The sequence below is a fragment of the Halomonas sp. PA16-9 genome (assembly GCF_009728585.1).
Classification (GTDB): Bacteria; Pseudomonadota; Gammaproteobacteria; order Pseudomonadales; family Halomonadaceae; genus Vreelandella; species Vreelandella titanicae.
In genome coordinates, this window is record NZ_CP040451.1 from 2,083,055 (window position 1) to 2,105,340 (window position 22,286).

A 22,286-nucleotide genomic window follows, 5' to 3' on the forward strand; every position below is an offset into this window, starting at 1 on the left:
TAATTAGTTTCTAGTTGGGCGGTGCTCGCCGCCCGCTACTCAGTGACGGAGAGTCGACGTGCTGAACAGGCCTTTCTTTGCCTTGCGTGGATGGTGGCTAGCGGGAGTGCTGGCCAGTGGCACGCTGATGGCAAGTGAACAAGCAGTGGCTCAAGCGGCCGAAAGTGTCGAAGCCCAGCAAACCCAGGCAGCGCTTCAGGAGCAGATTGATGCTGCCGATGAACAGACCCGGGAGCAGTTGGAGGAGTTGCGCCGTTTGGAGCGCGAAACCCGTCAGTTGAAGGCTGATAACGCCTCTCTGTCCGGGCGCTTGGCGGAAGAGGCCGAGCGTCAGCAGCGTTTGGCGACGGCGCTGGATACGCTGGAAGAGACCCGCGCAGCGCTGCCCGTGATCGAACAGAATATGGCCGAGCAACTGAGCGGCTGGATTGAGCGTGACCTGCCGTTTCTACGTGAAGAGCGGTTGGCGCGGGTTGAGCGTCAGCCAGACGAGCAAGGTCAAAACACTATCGAGCGTATTAATGGACTGTTAGAGGCCTGGCGCGTTGAGCTCGATTATGGTCAGGAGATGGACAGCTGGCGGGGGCGTTTAAGTCAGGATGGTCGCGAACGCGAAGTGGATTTCTTGCGCATCGGGCGTATCGGCTTTTATTACCTAACCCCCGATGGCCGTGAGGGGGGTGTTTGGAGTGCTGAGAACGGCGCATGGCAGCCGCTGGATGACGAGTACCTGCGTGAAGTGCGCAGTGGGCTGCGTATGGCGGAAGATCAGCGCGCCCCTGATCTATTAACCTTGCCGCTCTCGATCAGTGCCAATGACCTGCAGGGAGAGCAACCATGAGTCGACTAACACTCCGTCAACTTGGCTATGTCTGTGTTGTATTGGGACTGGTAGCGGTAAGTGGTGTGTCAATGGCGCAAACCGAAAGCGCTACTTCTCTGCGTGAAGCCCGTGAGGCTGCTGAAGCGCGAGACCAGCAGCGGCTAATGAGCTTTCTGGATGACCAGCAGGCGCTAGAGTCCGCGCTGGAGCAGGCGCGCGCGGAGCACGAAGATGTCCAGCAGCAGCATGAAGCACTACAGGCGCAGCAGGCAGAGCAAACAGATCAAGCCAGCGAGCTGAGCGAGCGCCAGGCAGAGCAGGGCGAAGCGCTCTCGGGTCTGCTGGCCAATCTTGCCCGACATAGCTCAGAGATTCGCAACACGCTTGGCGAACAGAGTCTGCTAACCCTTGAGGAGGGCTCGCTGCCGCCGCGGTTGGATGAAGTGGAAGTGCTTGAGCGCCATCAGTTGGAAAACGTGGTGGATCGCTTGGCAACGCTAACCGCGCGCACCGGCCGTGCCGAACGGCTTTCAATGCCAGTAGCCGATGCTAACGGCGAGGTGGCCGCCCGCGAGTTGGTGCGGTTGGGCGATTTTGCGGCCTTTACCGAGAACGAGCTTTTAGAGCGCGGTGAAAATGACGGCAACCTAGTGGTTCTGCCGCGTACCCCCGATGCCATTGGCGGGGTACTGGCGGATTACTACCAAGGCGAGAGCAGCGTCTTTGCCATTGATCCTACCCAGGGCAGCGTGCTGGAGGCCTTGGCCCAGCAACCCAGTCTATGGGAGCGTTTCCAGCAGGGCGGCTATGTCGGCTACGTTGTCGTGGCGCTGGGTATTCTGGGTATGATCATCGGTCTGGGGCAGTATCTCTATCTAGTGCTGGTTAGCCTGCGCGTAAAGCGTCAGCGGCAATCCCTCGATCAGTTGCGGGACAATAATCCGTTGGGGCGGGTGCTACTGCGCTTTGAAGGCATGGATAAACATCAAACTCCGGAGGCGCTGGAAGCGCGGTTGGATGAAGCGGTGTTGGCCGAGTTGCCCAGGTTGGAACGCAGCCAGCCGATGGTGAAGCTGCTTGCCGCGATAGCACCGTTGCTCGGCCTGCTGGGCACGGTAACCGGCATGATCGTGACTTTCCAGGCGATTACCGTGTTTGGCACCGGCGACCCGCAACTTATGGCGGGCGGCATCAGTCAGGCACTAGTGACCACCGTACTAGGTCTAATTACCGCCGTACCGCTGTTGTTTGTACAGACCGCTTTGGCAGGCCGCAGCCGTTACTTGACCCACGTGATTGAAGGGCAGGCGAGCGCGACACTGGCAGATCATCTGGAATCTCACACGCCCGTGGTGAATTAACATGTCCACTCTTCCTCTCTGGCTCGAACCCGTTGAGCGCTTAGTAGAGGCGGGTGGCGCGGTACTGGTGGTTTTGGCCGTCGTGGCCATACTGGTGTTTGCCATGGCTATGGAGCGCTGGTGGTACTACCGGATTACTTGGCGTATAGCACGCCGTCAACTGTTACGCCGCTGGGCAGCACGTAGCGACCACTCCAGTTGGAGTGCCCGAACACTGCGTCATGTGTGGGCCGAGGCGCTGGTCGCCAGACTGCGCAAACCCTTGCCGTGGTTAAAACTGTTAGTCGCGCTATGTCCGTTACTAGGCCTGTTAGGCACCGTGACGGGCATGATTAGCGTCTTCGATAGCCTTTCGCTGAGCGAGACCCATCAAGCCCGCGCTATGGCAGATGGGGTTGCCCGGGCGACGCTGCCGACCTTGACCGGCATGGCCATTGCCGTAGTAGGGCTGTTATTTATTAGCCGTTTAGAGCACGTCATCCGTCGCGAAGACCAGCGGCTGCATGATCGCCTGGCGCGGGCACTGGAGGAGAGTGATGCGTAGACGTCGTTCCATAGATGCGACTGCTGAGAGCAACGAGGTGAATCTTACCCCGATGCTTGACGTGGTATTTATCATGCTGATTTTCTTTATTGTGACTACCAGCTTTGTCAAAGAGAGCGGTGTCGAGATTGAGCGGCCGGAATCTAGCGCCGCCACCCCGCGCCCGGATGCCCAGGTGCTCGTGGCGATTTCCCCCGAGGGTGCAGTGTGGGTAGATGGCAGTCCCGTGGATGCCCATCGGGTCGGCCAGCAGGTAGCCGATATGCTAAGTGATGATGGCTCGGTGGTTATTCAGGCGGATCGCGAATCCACCACGGGCTTGCTGATCGAGGTGATGGATCGCCTACGTGAGGCGGGCGTTGACCAAGTGGCGGTGGCGGCGAGTCGGAGTGGGTCATGATGCGCCACCTGCTGTCATTATTGGGAGGCGTCGTGCTGGCGGTGGGCTTGTTCTGGCTACTTGCCCAGTTAGTGGCTCCCCCTGAGCGGGAGCCCGAAGAGCTGACCATGAGCATGGCGATGACCATGATTGAAGCGCCGGAGGTGGCCCCTGAGCAGGAGGCGCCCACGCCTCAGCCTGTTGAAGCGGCACCCCAGCAAACGCCGCCGCCCATGCCTGCACCCGAGCCGCCCCCGGTAACGGAAAGCACTATTAGTCTGCCTGAAGTGGAGCTGCCAGATGAGCCCGTCGAGCCGGTTGAAATGGACAGCGAACTCCCGGAGCTAACGGAAGTTAAACCGGAACCCCGGCCCGAACCTACTTCTGAGCCGAGACCAGAGCCGACACCGCAACAGCAACCTGTTGAGGCAGCTCCTAGAGCAGCCCCTGCATCAGTGGATTCTGCACCCGCCGTGCGCGAAGCTGCCCCGGAAGCTCAACCAGCGCCCTCTAATGAGCCGGTGAATGTGGGTCAGGTGACACCGACGAACCAAGTTGGTCCAAATTACCCGCCCCGTGCCCAGCGCCGAGGTATGGAAGGCTTTGTAGAGGTGGCTTTTACGATTCGGCGTGATGGCAGTGTCGACAGCTCATCTATACGGGTTACCAGCGCGCAGCCGCGTCGGGTGTTTGATGATGCCGCGCGGGAGGCGATTGCCAAGTGGCAATTTGAACCCAGTGATCGGTTACGCAATGCCACCCAGCGGATCGAGTTTGAGTTGAGGTAGCCGTATGAAGCGTCTTTTATGCATTCTATTACTCAGCGTTTGGCCTCTTTCGTCACAGGCCAGCCCTGCGCTACAAGGTGATGTGATTGCTGACCTCAATGCGCTGCAAAGCCAGTTAAAAGAGGGCGCGTTGCCTCAGGTCGTTGAGCGGGCAACGGCCCAGGCTGAGCGGTTGGCATCCGGCAACCAATCGGATCAGTGGGCCAGTGCGCTCTATCAGCAGTTGGCGGCAGGTGCCTTGGCGCGTCAGGATCAGCACGCTGCGGCAGCGGATCGGCTGGCGATTGCCCGTGGCTTAAACGGTGTCGATAGTGCCCAAGCAGCCCGTTGGCTACGTGATGAGGCCTCACTGCGCCGTGCTGCCGGTCAGCGTGATCAAGCCATTGAGTTACTCAGTGAGTGGTTAGCCAATCAACAGGATATTGACACTACCTGGCAGTTAATCCGCCTGCTGGCGCAACAGGAGCGTTGGCAAGACGCTGCCGACTGGCTAGAGCAGGCGCTTAATGAGACGCCAGAGTTAAGCGAAGCACAGCAGACTCTGGCGCTTGCTGTGTATCGCAATGCAGGACGAGGCGATCAGGCATTGGGCTGGCTGCTGGATGGCTTGAATGCGCAAAGCGACGCCGCCGATTGGCGCCAAGCCGCCGGGCTTGCTCAACAGGCTGGTCAGTCAGGGGTAGCCGCTGCCCTGTGGGAGACGGCGTGGCAATTAGGTAAGTTGACCGAGCAGGAAGATTTCTGGCTGTTGATTCAACTTCATCTCGCCGGCGGAACCCCTGCTAGAGCGGCAGAGCACCTAGAGCGGGCGCTGAATGAGGGCGATATAGTTCGCGATGAGTCCCATCTGCGTTTGCTTGCCAACGCTTGGCGGCAGGCTAAAGACGTTGAGAAGGCCCTGAATGCCTGGCACACCTTAGCGCTGCATACGCAAGCTGCCCCCGACTGGCGGGCTTATGGCCAACTCGCTTATGCCTGGGGTGAGGATGGGCAAGCGAAACAAGCTTTTGCCCGCGCCTCGTCGCTAGGTGACGATGAGGCGGAGCAATGGCTGACCAGCTTTGGCTAGAAAAGACTACGTAGAAAACTACGCCTTAAGCGTGAGAGCGAAGTCGCTCCAGGTAGGCGCGTGATCAGAGGGGCGTTCCATGCCGCGCAGGTCATAGTCGATGCCAGCGGCAGTAACCTGATCGGCTAGCGCCTTGGTGACTAGAATATAGTCGATACGCAGGCCGCGCTTGGGCTCCTGGTTAAACCCTTTTGAGCGGTAGTCAAACCAGCTAAAGCGGTCATCGCTTTGTGGATAGCAGAGGCGATAGCTGTCGGTAAGTCCCCAGGCTTTAATGCCTTCGAGCCATTCGCGCTCAATGGGTTGAAAGCTGGTTTTGCCTTCGCGCAGCCAGCGCTTGCGGTTAGCGTCGCCAATGCCAATGTCCTGATCTTCCGGCGAGATATTAAAGTCGCCCATGATCGCCAGCCGCTCGTCGGGACGGTGCTGTTCGTTGAGCAATCGCGCTAGTTGGCCATAAAAGCGCTCTTTATGGGGGAATTTGGTCGGGTGAGTAACGTTTTCGCCCTGAGGAAAATAGCCGTTCCATACCGTCACGGCTTCTCCGTCCTCTGCGATCAGACGAACGCCGATCATGCGTCGCTGAGCGTCTTCCTCATCATCGGGGAAACCGTAAAAAATCTCTTTGGGCGCCTGACGGCACATTAAAGCGACGCCGTAATGGCCTTTTTGGCCGTGATAAAAAACGTGGTAGCCCATGGCTTCCACGTCGGCAAGCGGGAACTCGCTGTCCTGTACCTTGGTTTCCTGCAGCCCAATTACGTCCGGCTGCTGAGTGTCGATCAACGCCTGTAACTGGTGAAGTCGTGCTCGAATGCCATTAATGTTGAACGAGACCAAGCGCATTACGAGTCGTCCCCCTTAGGTTTGCTAGCGTCGCTGCTCGATTTGTCAGGGTGTATAGCAATATCCTGCCCGCTCTGCTGGCGAGCGAGTTTTCTCACCGCCTGCAGTTTGCGCTGCTGCTGCTTTTTCGCTACAAAACGGCGCGAAGGGCCACTTGGTCGGGATTGTCGTGGCGCCATTTTTTATAATCTTTCCGCCGGCCGGTACGAATTGTCACCTTATCGGCCAGTGAACGAGTTTTTTTCTTACGCGTCATGTTGCGCTCCTTACGTCGATTTGACGGCTATTCTAACAGGCCTTGGGACTCCTTCGACAGCAGGACGCGCTCTTATCGCCAAGCCCTGGTACAATGCGCACTTCGTGATGCCAACTTCCACAGCAATGGACAGATAGACAGCCTATGAGCGAGTCGGAACAGACCACAGCCCCGGCCCAGAATCGCAAGCCAAAACGTCGCCGCCGTAAACCGCGTCGTCGCCAGTCGAACTGGGATCTTCGTCAGTTTCAGGTGCCCGCCGTGGCCGGTAAGTGGCGCTTTCATGACTTTGATCTGCCGCTGCCCTTAATGCGCGCTATTCATGCTCAAGGGTTTGAGTACTGCACACCTATTCAGGCGGAGGCCCTGCGCCAGACGCTATTAGGTGGCGACATTGTCGGCAAAGCGCAAACGGGAACCGGTAAAACCGCAGCCTTTTTGATCTCTGTGATGGCCTACTTCCTGGAAGAGCCAACACCCAACGGTCAAAAGCCAGGTGCACCGCGTGCCTTGATTATTGCGCCCACCCGCGAGCTGGCGCTGCAGATCGAAAAGGATGCTAAAGCGTTAGCGCGTTTCACGCAGCTCAATGTGGCGAGTGTGGTCGGCGGTATGGACTACCAAAAACAGCATGACAGCCTGGGCAGCAAGATCGATATCCTGGTGGCAACACCTGGGCGTCTGTTGGATTTCCATCAGAAGCGCGATATCGACCTCAATGAAGTCGAAGTTTTGGTGTTAGATGAAGCCGACCGCATGTTGTCGATGGGCTTTATCCCCGATGTGAAGCGGATTATTCGCTACACGCCGAAAAAAGAGGAGCGCCAGACCTTCCTCTTCTCGGCCACCTTTACCGACGACATCTTGAATCTCGCCAGTCAATGGACGCTTGATCCTGCCCACGTTGAGATCGAAGTCACCGTTGAGAATCAGGCGGATATAGATCAGCGTGTGTATTTGGTGTCTGATGACGACAAGCAGCGCTTGCTGGTTAATTTGCTTCAGCAAGAGAGCTTCGAGCGTGTGATGGTCTTTGGTAACCGTCGCGATTTAGTTCGCAAACTTGACGACCTGCTCAAAAAAGCCGGTGTCAGTGCGGCGATGCTGTCGGGCGATGTGCCTCAGAATCAGCGTATCAAAACCCTGGAAAGCTTCCGCGAAGGCGAGATTCAGGTGTTGGTCGCCACTGACGTTGCAGGCCGTGGGATCCATATTGAAGACGTTAGTCACGTCATCAACTACACCCTGCCGGAAGATCCGGAAGACTACGTACACCGTATCGGTCGTACCGGTCGCGCTGGTGCTAAGGGTGTGTCGATTAGCTTCGTCGGCGAAGAGGATGCCTTCTCGCTGCCGGAGATCGAACGCTATATCAACGACAAGCTGCCCTGCGTGCATCCGCCGGAAGGTATGCTCTAAGCCGCATGCTCGATACAGCCCTCAAAAGCGAGATTCAAGACGCTTACCGTCGCGTGGTGGACACCCTTGAGCTGACCCCACGCTACGGTCAGCGCATGATGATCGCCGAAATCGCCCGGACGCTGGGCAATATAGAGAGCGACGACGAGGGTAAGCGCACCAGCGATACCCATGTCTGTGTGCTTGAAGCGGGTACCGGTACCGGTAAAACACTGGCCTATCTGATCGCCGCCTTACCGATCGCGAAAGCGCGGGGCAAGCGGCTGATTATTTCCACGGCCACGGTTGCTCTTCAGGAGCAGGTGCTGAATCAGGATCTACCCTCGTTGGCCAGTCATAGCGGCATTGCGTTTCGCTACGCATTAGCCAAAGGGCGTGGCCGCTATGTGTGCGTGGCACGTCTGGATCAGGCGCTCGAAGGTACTGAACCCAACCCGACGCTATCGCTGTTTGAGCAGTCGCTGCAAACACAAAGTAGCGACTTCACCGTGATTGCCAGTGATATGGCGCAAGCTTACGGTCAGGGCGAATGGGAAGGGGATCGTGATAATTGGCCTGAGGCGATTGAGGATGCCCACTGGCGGCGGCTGACGGTTGACCATCGCCAGTGCACGGGTAGGCGCTGTGGGCACTTCGGTGCCTGCGCGTTTTTTCGTTCCCGTCGAGAGCTTGAGAACGCTGACGTTATCGTCGCCAACCACGACCTCGTGCTGGCTGACTTGGCCTTGGGCGGCGGCGCTATTCTGCCCGACCCAGCGGACTGCATCTTTGTCTTCGACGAAGGCCACCACCTGCCCGAGAAAGCGCTTTCCCACTTTGCCCACCGCTTTGCGGTGCACGGCTGCTTGCGTTGGCTGAAAACGCTGAGAAGCAGTTTGACCGACCTTCACCAGGCGTTGGCTATTCAGCCAACGGTGTCGCGGCTTTTAGTTAGCTTGCCGGAGCTGATTCATAACCTGGAGCCCGCACTGGGCGACGTGTTTAGTATGGGGCATCAGTTGGCGGAGCGGCCAAACGGTTTGGCTGACGAAGAGGCCACTCATCAATCGCGTTTTGAGAAGGGCCAAGTGCCCGATGCCCTGCGGGAACAGGCGCAGCAGCTATTGGTGATGTTTGCTTCACTGTCGCGCTGCCTCGAGAGTATCAGCGATATTCTGCGCGAAAGCCTTGATCCCGATAAACAGACCGGCCTTGATCGTGAGCAGGCAGAAACCTGGCTGCCGCTCGTTGCGTTGCTTCATGGGCGGGCGTTAGAGGCGCATGCATTGTGGCAGGCATTCAGTGAGCAGGATGTTGCTAATGAGGCGCCCAGCGCTCGCTGGATTACCCTAAGCCGTGTAGCGGGGGAGCCGGAAGTTGAGTTTTCGGCTAGCCCCGTTTCAGCCGCACATACCCTGGCCAAGCATTTATGGGGGCGTTGCCATGGGGCGGTGGTCACCTCGGCAACGTTGACTGCGCTGGGGCGCTTTGAACGCCTGCAAGAGCGTGCAGGCTTGGCGAATCGCTACCGCTATCAGGCGCTGCCGAGCCCCTTTGATTACGCCAATGCCGTGCTGCGAGTGCCTAAAGAGGCCACTGACCCTGGCGACAGGGAGGCCCATGAACGGGCGATTGTGACGTTTGTCTCGCAGTTGGCCGACCAAGAGGCGGCGCTGGTGCTGTTCTCTTCCCGCGCCCAGCTGCGTGCGGTGGATAAAGCGTTGCCAGCGAGTGTGAAGGAGCGCGTGCTCGCTCAGGATGCGCTGCCTAAGCGAGAGCTTATCGAGCGCCATCGGGCAGCGGTGGATAGGGGCGAGGGCAGTATCATCTTTGGCTTGGCGAGCTTTGCTGAGGGTATCGATCTTCCCGGCGACTATTTGACGCACGTGGTGATTACGCGGTTACCCTTTGCGGTACCCGACGACCCAGTGGGTGCTACGTTAGCGGAGTGGATAGAAAGCCAGGGCGGTAATGCGTTTATGCGCATTAGCGTGCCCGATGCGTCTATTAAGCTGGTGCAAGCCTGTGGGCGCTTGATTCGCAAAGAGAGCGATCGTGGGACGATCACCTTGCTGGATAAGCGGGTGATTACCCGCCGCTACGGACAAGCACTGCTGGATGCACTGCCGCCATTTCGGCGTGAGATTAGTCGCTAGAACGTCATGAACAACCCCGCCGTAGCGGGGTTGTTGACTTACTTGACGATGCGCTTGGCCAGTGTGGCGGCAAGTTTATCGTTCATGCGGCTGAAGGTCTCTACCGTGGTATCCCAGTCGATGCAGGCATCGGTAATGGAGACACCATACTGCAGTTGGCTAAGGTCTTGGGTAAGTTTTTGATTACCCCAGCCAATGTTGGATTCAACCATCAGGCCGATAATGGAAGTGTTGCCTTCCAAAATCTGGTTGGTGACGTTCTCCAGCACCAATGGCTGTAGCGCAGCGTCTTTGTTGGAGTTGGCGTGGGAGCAGTCGATCATTATGTTGGGTGAGAGCTTGGCTTTTTCGAGCTCTTTCTCCGCCAGGGCAACGCTTACACTGTCGTAGTTGGGCTTGCCGTTGCCACCGCGTAGAACGACGTGGCCGTAGGCGTTGCCGCGGGTGCGAATAATGGCTACCTGGCCCGCTTGGTTAATGCCCAGGAAATTGTGCGGGCTGGCCACGGACTGAAGCGCGTTAATCGCCACGTCCAGGCTGCCGTCGGTACCGTTTTTAAAGCCGACCGGGCAGGAAAGGCCAGAAGCCATTTCCCGGTGGGTCTGGGACTCGGTGGTACGGGCGCCAATCGCTGACCAGCTGATGCAGTCCTGCAGGTATTGGGGAGAAATGGGATCCAGTGCTTCTGTGGCTAGCGGTAAGCCCATTTCGGCCAGATCGACCAGCAATTTACGGGCGATATGCAGACCCTCATCGATCTCAAAGGAGTCGTTGAGGTGCGGGTCGTTGATCAGGCCTTTCCAGCCGACCGTTGTGCGCGGTTTTTCAAAATAGACACGCATCACGATATACAGGCTATCGCTGACCTGGTCAGCCAGCTCACGAAGGCGGCGGGCGTAGTCGAGGGCGGCTTCCACATCGTGGATTGAGCATGGACCGACCACTACCAACAGTCGCGGGTCATTGCCATCCAGGATATTCTGAATGGTTTGGCGACCTTCGATCACGGTGCGCTCTGCCGCCTCCGTTAACGGCACGGCATTCTTGAGCGCTTCTGGCGTGGTGAGAACGTCTTGAGCGAGGACGTTAAGGTTATTAACCTGCTGTTCTGGCATCTTGCTACCTGTGCTTTGCGTAATGACTGAAAAAGTAAGGGGGCGATAAAAGTGGCACATACTATCGCTCGCCGAGCAGGTAAAAATCAATTGCTGCGGAACTATAGCGGCATTAAAAGTGTCAGCCGCACGGTTTTTGCGAAAGGCGGTAAGCGCTTGATGCGTTGCGCGGAACGCGCAACACTGGGAGCCCTGTCGTTAAAATTTAGTACCGTTATAATAATGCAGCAATTTACTCGGGCGACGTATTCGCTCTTTTATTCACTCTATTATTAATCAATGCCCAAGGGACGCTATGCTGCTTGCTGTGAACGCCCATTTGTCAGGGCTAATAGGAATTGGGCTCGGCGCATGCCGTACGAGCTGGAGGAGCGTGTGAATGGGCACTCGGGAAACAGACCAACAGCTTGTTGAACGTGCCCAAAAAGGTGATACGCGCGCTTTCGATCTGCTGGTGAAGAAGTACCAGCACAAAATTATCGGCCTGATTGGTCGTTATGTTCATGATCACTCTGAAGTTCAGGATGTAGCCCAGGAGGCATTTATTAAGGCGTATCGCGCCTTGGGTAAATTTCGCTCAGAAAGTGCGTTTTACACCTGGATGTATCGCATCGCGATTAACACGGCGAAAAACTATCTGGTCTCGCGGGGAAGGCGCCCGCCGGGAAGTGATATGGATATTGTCGACGCTGAAATCATTGATCAAAGCGGTCGACTGGCAGATTCCGAGTCGCCGGAAGCGGCGATTGCCAGAGACCAGCTCGAAGCCGCGGTTTATCAGGCAATCGAAAATTTGCCGGATGATCTGCGCACGGCGATTACCCTGCGTGAACTGGATGGTCTTGCTTATGAAGATATTGCTCAGGTCATGCAGTGCCCTGTGGGAACCGTGCGTTCACGAATTTTCCGCGCCCGCGAGGCGGTTGATGAACATATCCGCCCATTAGTATCGACCGCGCGGAACAGTCGCGAAGGGTAGTGGTCGTAGTGGGGGAAGGCGATATGAGCGTTATAGGATGTCAGCCTTAAAAATAAAGGTTTTATTTTTTGTGAACTGTCTGGCATGTAAGGCGTCATAAAGCCTGACTATCTTGATGAGCACGCTGGTGTGTCAATCGCTGATATATCAATGTGCAAAGTGTCATGAGCTTAGCGTCGCAGGCTAATGAGTTTTGCTCATTTAATTAGTCTGAACTGAGTCTTGGCCTTGGAAGTCGTCGGAGTGGTGGCGCGTATAACGCAAGCCATCACCCCAGTACTTCTTTTAAACAGTGTGAGGGTGTGAAGTATGAGTCAAAACACACGGGAATCACTTTCGGTGTTAATGGATGGCGAGAGTGATGAGCTTGAGCTTCGCCGAGTGTTGAAGGCACTGCCTAATGATGACGATGCCGCAGATACATGGCGCCGATATCACCTTGCCCGCAGCATGATGCAGCGGGAGCAGGGCGTTGATGTAAGCGTTGATCTCTCCGCTGGCATTATGGCCAGACTGCGCGAAGAGCCTGCTCCAATGACACAAGGTGCCGAGCCTGTAGCTCACCGTACGGGTGGTATTTCGTTCGCCCGCGGCGCTGGCGTTGCTGCTGCAGTGTCACTGATGGTGATCACCGGCGTTCAGTTCTTTGGCAACGACTCACCCGTTGGCCAGGGCAGTGGTGACATGGCAACGACCGCACCTGGCGCTAATCAGGTACAGCCCGTCAATTTGGCCTCTCAGTCGGCAGTAGCCTCACGTGCTGATATGCCCATGTTTGAGCCTACGCCGTTTCGGCTTAGCGGTCAGTCGGGTCAGGGCGGTCTGATGAATATTAGTGAAACTGGGTTTTCAGCGCAGACGCCTCAGGGAGTGACTGCTTCCCAGGGAACCAATATTGATGTAGATCAGATTGGCTTGCTGCAATCTTATTTAGAGCAGCATACTCAGAGCGCTGCTTACGGCAGTGGTGATAGTTGGATGCCATTAATGCGTTCATCTGCAGTGACTGAACCATTAGGTCAGCGCTAAGCTGAATGACGTTCTTTTTGACGAAGCCTGTTAAGTGAGTAGGGAGTGCGCGGGATGGGAGTGCGCAACATGATCGTGCCCTGGCGATTAAAGCGTGCCTGGGTACTGGCAGCAGTAGTTGGTACGCTCTCTTTTCAAGTGCATGCAGAAAACGCCAATAGCTCGTCCGACGTTAGCCAACCGGTTCGTCATGCTGGCTACGAGTGCGCGGCGGAATCCGAAGAGCAGCCCAGTAATGCCACGCAGTGGCTTGAGCGTGGTTTGTGGGCTAGCCACTGTTATGCCTTCCAAGCCAGGGCGGTGGCGATTGATGCTATTGATGTTCGCACGCTGGCGCTGTCGCATCGCATCCAGAATGGCATTCGGCAGCAGGTGGTTCAGTACCTAGACGGTCCTTCCGTGAGTATTGAGCGGCGCTCGCCGGTGGGTCGACTGGCTTGGACTGAAGAGCATAGTAATGGGGAGATGCCTACTCCTGCAGGGTGGGCGGCTCATCTTGAGAAATATTACGCTATTGAGCTTGAGGATGATGCTCGGGTAGCCGGTCGCGATGCCGTTAAACTTATTTTCGAGCCTCGGGATCAATGGCGTTTTTCCCATCAGTGGTGGTTAGATCGAGATACCGGCCTACTCCTTAAGCATGTACTCAGTGATCAGCAAGGTAGGATCATTGAAACCTTCCAAATTACCCAGCTCCAATCGCCCCAAAAATATACCGGCCGCGTACGAGTGGGCTCGCCCACCGTTATCCTCAACACGCCTTGGCATACCACTTGGTTACCCGACGGCTTTGTTGCGCAACCGGTTACTTTTGCCGGCGACGATGTGCATCAGCGTGTTTACAGTGATGGTTTGGCCACCGTGAGTATCTTTGTGGAGCCTCTTGCATCTGAAGCAACCATTGCCTTGCAGGAAGGTGTGCAGCAGTTGGGTGTCTCGGCCGTCGCCATTGAGCACACCATCACCGCTGAAGGGCGCTGGCAGTTGGTGGCCATTGGTGAGCTGCCCGTAGCAACGCTGCAGCGTATTGTTCGCTCAATCACTTTCGACCTGCTAGAAGACCAATCTCAAGAAAGCGTCGATGAGGTGAGTAGATAAAATGACGACCTCCGCGCCCTGTGGCTCTTTACTTGGCACTTCTCTGCTTCGTACTGGCACGGTTGTCGATTACACCTCCCAGGGAGTAATCGTTGAAATTGCCGCCCAGCAGAACTGCGAGCAGTGTGCTCAAGGGAGAGGGTGCGGGGTCGGATTGCTGGCGCGCCAGCGCAGCCAACGCATTGCCGTAGCGGTTCCCTCCAAAACAGATAACGCCGAGCGCAACTATCCGTTAGGAAGCCAAGTCATTATCAGCCTGCCGCGTGCCTCTGTCACGTTGCTGGCTTTTTGTGTTTATGGGCTGCCGCTACTGCTTGCGCTGTTGCTATCCGGGCTGGTCGCGCTCGTTAGTACTACGATTTGGCTGGCGCCCCTGGGCTTTTTTATTGCTTTGATGGCCGGTGCGCTAAGTATTAAATGTCTAATGCGCGGGCGTGGGGAACGCTTTCGCCCACGCTTGGTCAATTAGTTTGTTAATGAGTTCTCCGGTATCTCGCCGTGAGTTGTTGATATACCTTCGCTTACTATCACATTAAGTAGGAGCTCTTGCATGAAGCGCTTGATTCTCCCTTCCACGCTTTGGGTTTGTGTGGTGGCATTGCTGACGTTTGGCCAAGCCGCCAGCGCTCAGAATTTGCCTGATTTCACCGCATTAGTTGAAGACGCTGCCCCTGGGGTGGTGAACATCTCAACCAGTCGAACGGTTCAGCGCAGCAGCGCGCCCGGTTTTGGCGGGTTCGGTGGTCAGGAAATCCCCGAGATTTTCCGCCATTTCTTTGGGGATAGCTTTCCAGCACCCCCCAGTAATGGTCAGGGACGCACAGAAGAGCGACAGTCTCTAGGCTCGGGGTTCGTCATCAGTGAAGATGGTTATGTAATGACCAACGCGCACGTGGTGCAAGATGCCGATGAGATCCTTGTGCGGCTCAATGATCGCCGCGAATTGAGAGCAGAAGTGGTTGGTAGCGACCCACAAACCGACGTGGCAGTACTCAAAATTGATGCCAATGATCTGCCTACGCTCAATCTAGGTGACTCTGACGAGCTAAAAGTAGGTGAGTGGGTTGCCGCGATTGGCTCTCCTTTCGGTTTCGACCACTCGGTCACTGCGGGTATCGTCAGTGCGATTAATCGCACCTTGCCGCGGGATGCATATGTGCCCTTTATTCAAACCGATGTGGCAATCAATCCCGGCAACTCCGGTGGCCCGCTGTTCAACTTAGACGGCGAAGTTGTGGGAATCAACTCGCAAATATTTACCCGTAGCGGCGGCTTTATGGGCGTCTCGTTTGCCATTCCCATTAACGTTGCCATGGATGTGGCCGAGCAACTGCGTGAAGGCGGTCGGGTAGACCGTGGTTGGTTGGGCGTCATGATTCAGCCTGTGTCTGAGGATCTGGCTGAGTCGTTCGGTATGGAGAATGCGATTGGCGCCTTGATTGCCGATCTTGATCCAGAAGGCCCAGCGGCCCAGGGTGGACTCCAGGCGGGCGATGTCATTCTTGAGGTCAATGGTGAAGAGGTTGAGCGCTCAAGCTCGCTGCCGCGACTGATCGGTAAAGGCGCACCAGGCACCGAGGTGGAACTCACCTTGATGCGTGACGGTGAAGAACTGACCGAGTCTGTCGAGTTAGGTAGTTGGCCAGACACTGAGCAGCAGTCGGCACAGGCAGGCAGCAATAACCAAGCGCGTCTTGGCATAATGGTCGCTGAAATTGATGACACCATGCGCGAGCAACTGAATGTTCCCGGCGGTGTGATCGTTCGCCAGGTTGAGTCTGGCAGCGTGGCTGCTGAGGCCGGTATCCGCCCAGGTGATGTGTTAGTGAGCATCGACCACCGCAGCGTTTCCTCCTCAGCTGAGCTGGTAGAGATTGTCGAGGCGTTGCCGACTGATCGCGCTATTCCAGTCCGTTTGTTCCGCGACGGACGTTCCCTGTTTGTAGCGCTGCGTCTGGAATAACCCGCCTATTTTCACTCCTGGTCCGGCGGTTCTCGCCGGACCGCTGTTCCTAGCCTGCGCATATCGCTACAATAGCGGATATCTTTTTGTCGGAAATGGCCCTTATTTTTAAACGGCAGCTGTTTTCGAGCTTTGAACTCTCGAAGCGGCCTGCTTATGCGGCCGCTTGCGTACCACTAAGGCAGAACAGACTCGATGTCCCAAGACGTTCCCAACGGAAAGCTTAAGCACATACGCAATTTCTCTATTATCGCCCACATCGACCACGGTAAATCGACGCTCTCTGATCGTTTGATTCAGACCTGCGAAGGATTAACCGAGCGTGAGCTAAAAGAGCAAGTGCTCGACTCCATGGATATCGAGCGCGAGAGAGGCATCACGATTAAGGCGCAGTCGGTTACGCTGGATTACACCGCCGCCGATGGCCAGGTTTACCAGCTGAACTTTATCGATACGCCTGGGCATGTTGACTTCTCTTATGAAGTGTCGCGTTCGCTCTACGCTTGTGAAGGGGCGTTGCTGGTTGTCGATGCCGCACAAGGGGTAGAGGCGCAATCGGTGGCCAACTGTTATACCGCTATCGAACAGGGACTAGAAGTTCTGCCGGTACTCAACAAAATTGATTTGCCTCAGGCGGATTGCGACAAGGTTTCCCAGGAGATTGAAGAGATTATCGGCCTGGATGCCACCGACGCCTGCCAGGTCTCGGCCAAAAGTGGCTTGGGCATTGATGCCTTGCTAGAGCGCTTGGTGCGCGATATTCCGCCGCCCAAGGGCGACCCGGAAGCGCCGCTGCAAGCGCTCATTATCGACTCTTGGTTTGATAACTACCTTGGTGTAGTTTCGTTGGTTCGTCTGTTTGATGGCACGCTGCGCAAAGGCGATAAGATCCGTATTAAATCGACGGGCCGCGATTGGGGCACCACTGAGGTGGGGATTTTCACCCCGCAGCGTAAGCAGACCGGGATTCTGCGTGCCGGGGAAGTCGGCTTTATTGTCGCGGGTATCAAAGAAATCCACGGCGCACCGGTGGGCGATACCATTACCCACACCAAGACGCCAGATGTCGCGCGTCTGCCTGGCTTCCAAAAAGTAAAACCGCAGGTGTATGCCGGTATGTTCCCGGTCAGTGCGGATGATTATGAAGACTTTCGTGATGCGCTAGAGAAGCTGGCGCTTAACGATGCCTCGCTTGCCTATGAACCGGAAAATTCTGATGCCCTTGGCTTTGGCTTCCGGGTGGGGTTTCTGGGCACGCTGCACATGGAGATCGTCCAGGAGCGTCTGGAGCGTGAGTATAATATCGATCTGCTCACTACCGCTCCCACGGTTGTCTATGAACTAGCGATGAAAAATGGCGACGTCACCTACGTCTCCAACCCCTCAAAGCTTCCCGATATGGCTGACGTGGATGAAATGCGTGAGCCAGTGGTGCGCGCCAGCATTCTGGTTCCCCAGGAGTATGTGGGTAACGTGATCACCGAGTGTGAGCAGCGCCGAGGCACGCAACTGGATATGCAGTTTCTGGGTAACCAAATCCAGTTGGCCTATGAATTGCCCATGTCCGAAGTGGTTATGGACTTCTTTGACCGCCTGAAGTCGATCTCCAAGGGGTACGCTTCGCTAGAGTACAACTTCGAGCGTTTTGAAATGGCCAAGTTGGTGCGTCTTGACGTACTTATTAATGGCGACAAAGTTGACGCTCTAGCGGTGATTATCCACCGTGATCACGCCCACCATCGTGGTCGTTTGTTAGTGGAAAAAATGAAAGAGCTGATTCCACGGCAGATGTTTGATGTGGCGATTCAGGCGGCTATTGGTGGTCAAGTGGTGGCACGTTCCACCGTGAAAGCGCTGCGCAAAAACGTGACGGCCAAGTGTTACGGCGGCGATGTCAGCCGTAAGAAGAAACTGCTCGAGAAACAGAAAGCGGGTAAGAAACGCATGAAACAGGTGGGGCGTGTGGAAATTCCCCAGGATGCCTTCCTTGCTGTGCTCAAGGTTAACGACTAGGAAAGAACACCACTCATGGATTTTTCATTACTGCTGGTACTTGCCGTTGCGCTTTCGGGCGTTATTTACCTGTTGGACGTGTGGCTATTAAAGCCCAAGCGCCGCCAACGCTTCGCCGCCGCAGAGGCCAATACCCAGGAAGGGCTGGATCCAGTTACCAGCGAAAAGCTACTTAAAGAGCCGTGGCCGGTTGACTACGCCCGTTCATTTTTCCCGGTGCTGCTGGTGGTGCTGGTGGTGCGTAGTTTTATCATTGAGCCTTTTCAGATCCCCTCTGGCTCAATGCGGCCTACGCTTGAAGTGGGCGACTTTATTCTGGTCAACAAATTTGCCTACGGCTTACGCTTACCGGTAGTCAACACCCGCTTTCTCGAAGTCGATGATCCTGAGCGTGGCGATGTGATGGTGTTTCGTTTCCCCGACGAGCCCTCGGTGAACTTCATCAAGCGGGTGGTCGGTATGCCAGGGGATCATATCCGCTATGAGGGAAAGCAGCTTTACGTTAACGGCGAACCGGTGGCCAAAGAGCTGATCGAGGATGGGCCCGATGGTTCGCCCCAGCAGCTATTGTTAGAAGAGCGCCTTGGCGACACCGAGCACTTTATTTATAACAACCCGCGAGACCCTGGCCCGCAAATGCGTGAAGTGGAGGTTCCTGAAGGGCACTATTTCATGATGGGGGACAACCGTGACCACTCCAACGACAGCCGCTATTGGGGCTTCGTGCCGGAAGAGAACATTGTGGGCCGCGCCTTTGCGGTGTGGATGCACTGGGATGGCGGGTTGCCAAGTTTTACCAGCGTGCGGCGCATTGAATGAAGACGCTGCGTGTGCTGAATTTAGTCAGTTATGTCACTTTAGTTAACGTCAATGACGTAGGAGAGCTGTGAGTAATTCCTTGAACGCTTTTTGCCGACGAATCGGTCATACCTTTGGCGACGATACGCTACTGGAATTGGCCTTGACCCACCGCAGCTTCGGTGGTCGTAACAATGAGCGCCTGGAGTTTCTAGGTGACTCCATCGTCAACTTTGTCATCGCCGAGGCGCTGTTTCAGCGCTTTCCTCAGGCCCGTGAAGGACAGCTTTCGCGCCTGCGCGCGCGACTGGTGAAAGGACAAACCCTGGCGGAATTGGCCCGAGAAATGGAGTTCGGTGAATGCTTGCGGCTAGGTTCCGGCGAGATGAAAAGTGGCGGGCATCGTCGTGAATCGATCTTGGCGGATGCGGTCGAAGCCATTATTGGCGCTATCTATCTGGATGCTGGGATGGATGTGGTGCGCAACCGGGTGTTGGACTGGTACGCGGAAAGGCTGGGTAATATCTCTTTACAAGATACCCAAAAAGATCCCAAAACACGGTTGCAGGAGTTTTTGCAGTCGCGTCAAGCCGCGTTGCCGCGCTATGAAGTTGTCTGCGTAAAGGGCGAGGCGCATGCCCAGACCTTTACCGTGGAGTGCTACATTGACCTGTTGGCTGAGCATACCACTGGTAAAGGCCCAAGCCGCCGTCATGCTGAACAGCAGGCGGCAGAAGAAGCGCTGTCGTACCTCGAAAAAAGCCCTGGAGATAAATCATGAGCCAAACCTGCGGATTCGTTGCCATCGTCGGCCGACCCAACGTGGGCAAATCGACCCTCATGAACCGTATTCTGGGGCAGAAAATATCGATTACCTCACGGCGACCACAAACCACGCGCCACCAGGTCATGGGTATTAAAACGGTTGATGAGACGCAGTTCATCTATGTTGATACGCCGGGCATGCACATCATGTCCAAGGATCGTAATAAAGCGATCAACCGCTTTATGAACCAGGCGGCTACCCAGGCCCTGCGTGATGTGGACTGCGTAGTATTTATTATCGACCGCACCCGCTGGACGGAAGAAGACCAGGCGGTGTTGAAGCGCCTGGAGCACGTAAAAGCGCCGGTGATTTTGGCGGTTAATAAAGTCGATCGTCTGGGCGAAAAGGGCGATTTGCTGCCTTGGCTGGCGGATGTCGGTGCTCGCCGCGACTTCGCCGCTATCGTGCCGATTTCAGCCAAGCATGGCACTCAGGTCGATACTCTGGAAGAGGAAGTGGCCAAACACCTGCCTGAAAGTGTCCACTTCTTCCCTGAAGACCAGATTACCGATAAAAGCCTGCGCTTTATGGCCGCTGAGCTGGTGCGTGAAAAAGTGATGCGCCAGCTGGGCGATGAGCTGCCTTACCAGATGACCGTTGAAATTGAAGAGTTCCGCGAAACCGAGCGTGTAACGCATATCAGCGCGCTTATTCTCGTTGAGCGCCAAGGCCAAAAAGTCATTTTAATTGGTGAAAACGGCGATCGTCTCAAGAGCATTGGTCGTGAAGCGCGCCTGGATATGGAGCGCGCCCTGGGTACCAAAGTGATGCTCAATTTATGGGTGAAAGTAAAACGCGGCTGGTCGGATGACGAGCGCGCCTTGAAAAGCTTGGGTTACGACCTCGATTGAAGGTAGCGATGTCGCCAGAGCCGGCTTTTTTGCTCCACCGTCGGCCTTATCGTGAAACCAGTGCGCTGGTGGATCTATTAACGCTTGATCACGGCAGAGTGCGTGCTGTGGCCCATGGTGGGCAAAGGCCCGGTTCTAAATCGCGCCAACGCCTGCAGCCGTTTACGCCACTGTTCGTGACCTGGCAGGGCAGCCGCGATTTAAAGCGGCTAACGTTGATGGAGTCTCGCGGCCAGACGGCGCTGTTGGCCGGGGAGGGGTTGCTGTGCGGGCTTTACGCCAATGAGATCGCCACCCGGCTGCTGCCGTTAGAACTGCCGGCGCCTGACGTTTTCGCGTTTTATACCGCGCTACTAGAAGCACTGCCAGCGCCAGCGGAGCGCGCATTAGCGCTGCGCCGCTATGAGTGGGCGCTGCTAGAGGCGCTCGAGGCCACGCCGCAGTTTGCGACACCAGAAGGTAGCGTTTTGGATCCTCAGCTCCGCTACCGTTTTGACACCGCCAGCCGGGCATTCAGACCTGCTGAGCGTGGCCTCGACGGCAGAACGTTACGTTACATTGAGCAGGGTGATTGGCAACATGAAGGCCTTGCCAATGCATTAAAGGTAGTAATGCGAGCGGCGCTGGCACCCCATCTTGGCACCACCGTTTTGCGTTCGCGAGAACTGATGCTCGATTTAGCTCGGCGTCGTCATCGTCCCTGATTTTTGAATTTCCTGTTCACATACTCTTACCTTATTGTTGCGCTGGAGGAACTATGCACCCCCACGGATACTGTTAGGCGTCAATATTGATCACATTGCGACACTTCGCCAAGCCCGAGGTACTCGCTACCCTGACCCCGTGCAGGCGGCACTAGTTGCGGAAGAGGCGGGTGCCGATGGCATTACGGTGCATTTGCGTGAAGACCGGCGTCATATTCAGCCCCGCGATGTACGCATTCTGGCCGAAATGCTTAATACGCGCATGAACCTGGAAATGGCTGTTACTGAAGAGATGCTGGCGCTGGCCGAAGAAGTGCGCCCCGCCCATGTCTGTTTAGTGCCTGAGAAGCGCGAAGAGCTGACCACCGAAGGCGGTCTTGACGTTGTCGGCGGCTTTGATGCCATTGCCAGCGCTTGCCAACGGCTAAGTGCGGCGGGTTGCGATGTCTCCCTGTTTATCGACCCTGACGTGGAGCAGATTGAGGCTGCTCAGCGCGCCGGTGCACCGACGATTGAACTGCACACGGGCGCTTACGCAGAAGCGCGTCCCGGCAGCGATGCAGCGAATGCAGAGTATCATCGCTTAACGACTGCAGCGACTCACGCTATCTCGCTGGGTTTAGTGGTCAATGCCGGTCACGGCTTGCATTACCATAACGTTGAAGCGATTGCGGCTCTGCCGGGCGTTAACGAACTCAATATCGGCCATGCCATTATTGCCCGTGCGCTGTTTGTGGGCCTCAAAGAGGCCGTTCAGGAGATGAAACGCTTGATCATCGCTGGCCAAGAGGCGGGCTTAATGGCGGCTCTCGATGCTCACGATCATGAGCATGAAAACCACTCTGAGCATGTTCATAATGGCTGCTGCGGGCACTGATCAGAGGTTGTCTATTCAGAGGTTTTTAAGGCGATGATTGTGGGAATTGGCTCGGATATTGCCCGTGTGGAGCGTTTTACACGGGCCATGAAACGGCACGGGCCACGCTTTGCTGAGCGGATTTTAGGCCCCGATGAGCAGGCGCTTTGGCTACACAAAGCCCAACCTGCGGCGTTTCTGGCTAAGCGTTTTGCTGCCAAAGAGGCATTTGTAAAAGCGCTGGGTTTAGGCCTGCGCCAAGGACTGCAGTGGGGGGACATTCAGGTGTTGAACGATGCCTTGGGTAAGCCCTATTTCCTGCTTAATGGCGAAGCCGAGCGGCTATTGCAAGCGGCGGGTGTCACCGCTAGCCACGTTACCCTGAGCGATGAAGCCGAGTATGCGGTAGCTTTTGTGGTGTTAGAGCGTTAACA

The 22,286-nt window shown here is 56.1% G+C and carries 22 protein-coding genes and 1 pseudogene; 20 read left to right on the forward strand and 3 right to left on the reverse strand.

Annotated elements, in window-relative coordinates:
• Positions 1-58 precede the first annotated feature (58 nt).
• Genes FDY98_RS09590 through FDY98_RS09615 form a run of 6 tightly spaced genes read left to right on the forward strand, consistent with a single transcriptional unit; the run spans position 59 to position 4,964 of the window.
• Positions 59-841: a DUF3450 domain-containing protein gene (locus FDY98_RS09590; protein ID WP_022523855.1), complete on the forward strand. Its 783-nt coding sequence runs from the start codon at positions 59-61 to the stop codon at positions 839-841.
• Positions 838-2,184, forward strand: a complete 1,347-nt coding sequence (locus tag FDY98_RS09595; RefSeq protein ID WP_027959123.1) for a MotA/TolQ/ExbB proton channel family protein — start codon at positions 838-840, stop codon at positions 2,182-2,184. Before FDY98_RS09590 ends, FDY98_RS09595 begins: the two co-directional genes overlap by 4 nt.
• Before the next feature lies 1 nt (position 2,185).
• Positions 2,186-2,728, forward strand: a complete 543-nt coding sequence (locus tag FDY98_RS09600; RefSeq protein ID WP_027959124.1) for a MotA/TolQ/ExbB proton channel family protein — start codon at positions 2,186-2,188, stop codon at positions 2,726-2,728.
• The gene (locus tag FDY98_RS09605) at positions 2,721-3,128 is read left to right on the forward strand and encodes an ExbD/TolR family protein (RefSeq protein WP_022523852.1); all 408 of its coding nucleotides are present in this window, start codon (positions 2,721-2,723) and stop codon (positions 3,126-3,128) included. Before FDY98_RS09600 ends, FDY98_RS09605 begins: the two co-directional genes overlap by 8 nt.
• Positions 3,125-3,895 carry a TonB family protein gene (locus FDY98_RS09610; RefSeq protein WP_027959125.1) on the forward strand — a complete coding sequence of 257 codons (771 nt, stop codon included), beginning with the start codon at positions 3,125-3,127 and terminating at the stop codon, positions 3,893-3,895. The genes FDY98_RS09605 and FDY98_RS09610 overlap by 4 nt, the downstream gene beginning before the upstream one ends.
• A gap of 4 nt (positions 3,896-3,899) precedes the next feature.
• The gene (locus FDY98_RS09615; RefSeq protein ID WP_027959126.1) at positions 3,900-4,964 is read left to right on the forward strand and encodes a tetratricopeptide repeat protein; all 1,065 of its coding nucleotides are present in this window, start codon (positions 3,900-3,902) and stop codon (positions 4,962-4,964) included.
• 18 nt (positions 4,965-4,982) lie between these two features.
• On the opposite strand, the gene xthA is transcribed toward FDY98_RS09615, so the two are convergent.
• Together xthA and FDY98_RS09625 are read right to left on the reverse strand one after the other, a co-directional pair.
• The gene (gene xthA, locus FDY98_RS09620) at positions 4,983-5,810 is read right to left on the reverse strand and encodes an exodeoxyribonuclease III (RefSeq protein WP_027959127.1); all 828 of its coding nucleotides are present in this window, start codon (positions 5,808-5,810) and stop codon (positions 4,983-4,985) included.
• A pseudogene (locus FDY98_RS09625) lies at positions 5,810-6,066 on the reverse strand (hypothetical protein). The gene xthA and the pseudogene FDY98_RS09625 overlap by 1 nt, the downstream one beginning before the upstream one ends.
• A 144-nt stretch (positions 6,067-6,210) precedes the next feature.
• Between FDY98_RS09625 and rhlB the strand changes: the two are divergent.
• Together rhlB and dinG are read left to right on the forward strand one after the other, a co-directional pair.
• The gene (gene rhlB, locus FDY98_RS09630) at positions 6,211-7,485 is read left to right on the forward strand and encodes an ATP-dependent RNA helicase RhlB (RefSeq protein WP_027959128.1); all 1,275 of its coding nucleotides are present in this window, start codon (positions 6,211-6,213) and stop codon (positions 7,483-7,485) included.
• Positions 7,486-7,490: 5 nt separating this feature from the next.
• On the forward strand, positions 7,491-9,620 hold the full coding sequence (gene dinG / locus FDY98_RS09635) for an ATP-dependent DNA helicase DinG (RefSeq protein WP_022523846.1): 2,130 nt from the start codon (positions 7,491-7,493) through the stop codon (positions 9,618-9,620).
• A gap of 38 nt (positions 9,621-9,658) precedes the next feature.
• On the opposite strand, the gene FDY98_RS09640 is transcribed toward dinG, so the two are convergent.
• Positions 9,659-10,735 carry a 3-deoxy-7-phosphoheptulonate synthase gene (locus tag FDY98_RS09640; protein ID WP_022523845.1) on the reverse strand — a complete coding sequence of 359 codons (1,077 nt, stop codon included), beginning with the start codon at positions 10,733-10,735 and terminating at the stop codon, positions 9,659-9,661.
• Between the two features lie 379 nt (positions 10,736-11,114).
• On the opposite strand from FDY98_RS09640, the gene rpoE reads away from it, so the two are divergent.
• The 12 genes from rpoE to acpS all read left to right on the forward strand — a co-directional run bounded on the left by rpoE (position 11,115) and on the right by acpS (position 22,284).
• Positions 11,115-11,714, forward strand: a complete 600-nt coding sequence (gene rpoE, locus FDY98_RS09645; RefSeq protein WP_009286436.1) for an RNA polymerase sigma factor RpoE — start codon at positions 11,115-11,117, stop codon at positions 11,712-11,714.
• Positions 11,715-12,023: 309 nt separating this feature from the next.
• The gene (locus tag FDY98_RS09650; RefSeq protein ID WP_022523844.1) at positions 12,024-12,743 is read left to right on the forward strand and encodes a sigma-E factor negative regulatory protein; all 720 of its coding nucleotides are present in this window, start codon (positions 12,024-12,026) and stop codon (positions 12,741-12,743) included.
• A gap of 54 nt (positions 12,744-12,797) precedes the next feature.
• Positions 12,798-13,841: a MucB/RseB C-terminal domain-containing protein gene (locus tag FDY98_RS09655; RefSeq protein ID WP_022523843.1), complete on the forward strand. Its 1,044-nt coding sequence runs from the start codon at positions 12,798-12,800 to the stop codon at positions 13,839-13,841.
• A gap of 1 nt (position 13,842) precedes the next feature.
• Positions 13,843-14,310, forward strand: coding sequence for a SoxR reducing system RseC family protein (locus tag FDY98_RS09660; protein WP_022523842.1), 468 nt, complete (start codon positions 13,843-13,845; stop codon positions 14,308-14,310).
• A gap of 81 nt (positions 14,311-14,391) precedes the next feature.
• A complete protein-coding gene (locus FDY98_RS09665) occupies positions 14,392-15,804 on the forward strand; it encodes a DegQ family serine endoprotease (RefSeq protein WP_027959130.1) in 1,413 nt (470 codons plus the stop codon).
• 195 nt (positions 15,805-15,999) lie between these two features.
• Positions 16,000-17,817, forward strand: a complete 1,818-nt coding sequence (gene lepA, locus FDY98_RS09670) for a translation elongation factor 4 (RefSeq protein ID WP_022523840.1) — start codon at positions 16,000-16,002, stop codon at positions 17,815-17,817.
• Between the two features lie 15 nt (positions 17,818-17,832).
• The gene (lepB, locus tag FDY98_RS09675; protein WP_009286440.1) at positions 17,833-18,636 is read left to right on the forward strand and encodes a signal peptidase I; all 804 of its coding nucleotides are present in this window, start codon (positions 17,833-17,835) and stop codon (positions 18,634-18,636) included.
• Between the two features lie 67 nt (positions 18,637-18,703).
• Positions 18,704-19,396, forward strand: coding sequence for a ribonuclease III (gene rnc / locus FDY98_RS09680; RefSeq protein ID WP_009286441.1), 693 nt, complete (start codon positions 18,704-18,706; stop codon positions 19,394-19,396).
• The gene (era, locus tag FDY98_RS09685) at positions 19,393-20,292 is read left to right on the forward strand and encodes a GTPase Era (RefSeq protein ID WP_009286442.1); all 900 of its coding nucleotides are present in this window, start codon (positions 19,393-19,395) and stop codon (positions 20,290-20,292) included. The genes rnc and era overlap by 4 nt, the downstream gene beginning before the upstream one ends.
• An 8-nt stretch (positions 20,293-20,300) precedes the next feature.
• The gene (gene recO / locus FDY98_RS09690; protein ID WP_027959131.1) at positions 20,301-20,996 is read left to right on the forward strand and encodes a DNA repair protein RecO; all 696 of its coding nucleotides are present in this window, start codon (positions 20,301-20,303) and stop codon (positions 20,994-20,996) included.
• Positions 20,997-21,033: 37 nt separating this feature from the next.
• A complete protein-coding gene (gene pdxJ / locus FDY98_RS09695) occupies positions 21,034-21,873 on the forward strand; it encodes a pyridoxine 5'-phosphate synthase (protein ID WP_155705982.1) in 840 nt (279 codons plus the stop codon).
• Positions 21,874-21,906: 33 nt separating this feature from the next.
• Complete coding sequence (acpS, locus tag FDY98_RS09700; protein WP_027959133.1) at positions 21,907-22,284, forward strand: holo-ACP synthase; 378 nt, start codon at positions 21,907-21,909, stop codon at positions 22,282-22,284.
• Positions 22,285-22,286: the final 2 nt, after the last annotated feature.

Bases quoted from the DNA above. Each gene is read 5' to 3' on its own strand.
- xthA (WP_027959127.1), bottom strand. From the start codon at position 5,810: ATGCGCTTGGTCTCGTTCAACATTAATGGCATTCGAGCACGACTTCAC.
- lepB (WP_009286440.1), top strand. From the start codon at position 17,833: ATGGATTTTTCATTACTGCTGGTACTTGCCGTTGCGCTTTCGGGCGTT.
- lepA (WP_022523840.1), top strand. From the start codon at position 16,000: ATGTCCCAAGACGTTCCCAACGGAAAGCTTAAGCACATACGCAATTTC.
- acpS (WP_027959133.1), top strand. From the start codon at position 21,907: ATGATTGTGGGAATTGGCTCGGATATTGCCCGTGTGGAGCGTTTTACA.
- FDY98_RS09655 (WP_022523843.1), top strand. From the start codon at position 12,798: ATGGGAGTGCGCAACATGATCGTGCCCTGGCGATTAAAGCGTGCCTGG.
- recO (WP_027959131.1), top strand. From the start codon at position 20,301: ATGTCGCCAGAGCCGGCTTTTTTGCTCCACCGTCGGCCTTATCGTGAA.
- era (WP_009286442.1), top strand. From the start codon at position 19,393: ATGAGCCAAACCTGCGGATTCGTTGCCATCGTCGGCCGACCCAACGTG.
- FDY98_RS09640 (WP_022523845.1), bottom strand. From the start codon at position 10,735: ATGCCAGAACAGCAGGTTAATAACCTTAACGTCCTCGCTCAAGACGTT.
- FDY98_RS09665 (WP_027959130.1), top strand. From the start codon at position 14,392: ATGAAGCGCTTGATTCTCCCTTCCACGCTTTGGGTTTGTGTGGTGGCA.
- FDY98_RS09660 (WP_022523842.1), top strand. From the start codon at position 13,843: ATGACGACCTCCGCGCCCTGTGGCTCTTTACTTGGCACTTCTCTGCTT.
- FDY98_RS09615 (WP_027959126.1), top strand. From the start codon at position 3,900: ATGAAGCGTCTTTTATGCATTCTATTACTCAGCGTTTGGCCTCTTTCG.
- FDY98_RS09610 (WP_027959125.1), top strand. From the start codon at position 3,125: ATGATGCGCCACCTGCTGTCATTATTGGGAGGCGTCGTGCTGGCGGTG.
- FDY98_RS09650 (WP_022523844.1), top strand. From the start codon at position 12,024: ATGAGTCAAAACACACGGGAATCACTTTCGGTGTTAATGGATGGCGAG.
- rhlB (WP_027959128.1), top strand. From the start codon at position 6,211: ATGAGCGAGTCGGAACAGACCACAGCCCCGGCCCAGAATCGCAAGCCA.
- FDY98_RS09605 (WP_022523852.1), top strand. From the start codon at position 2,721: ATGCGTAGACGTCGTTCCATAGATGCGACTGCTGAGAGCAACGAGGTG.
- FDY98_RS09595 (WP_027959123.1), top strand. From the start codon at position 838: ATGAGTCGACTAACACTCCGTCAACTTGGCTATGTCTGTGTTGTATTG.
- rpoE (WP_009286436.1), top strand. From the start codon at position 11,115: ATGGGCACTCGGGAAACAGACCAACAGCTTGTTGAACGTGCCCAAAAA.
- FDY98_RS09600 (WP_027959124.1), top strand. From the start codon at position 2,186: ATGTCCACTCTTCCTCTCTGGCTCGAACCCGTTGAGCGCTTAGTAGAG.
- dinG (WP_022523846.1), top strand. From the start codon at position 7,491: ATGCTCGATACAGCCCTCAAAAGCGAGATTCAAGACGCTTACCGTCGC.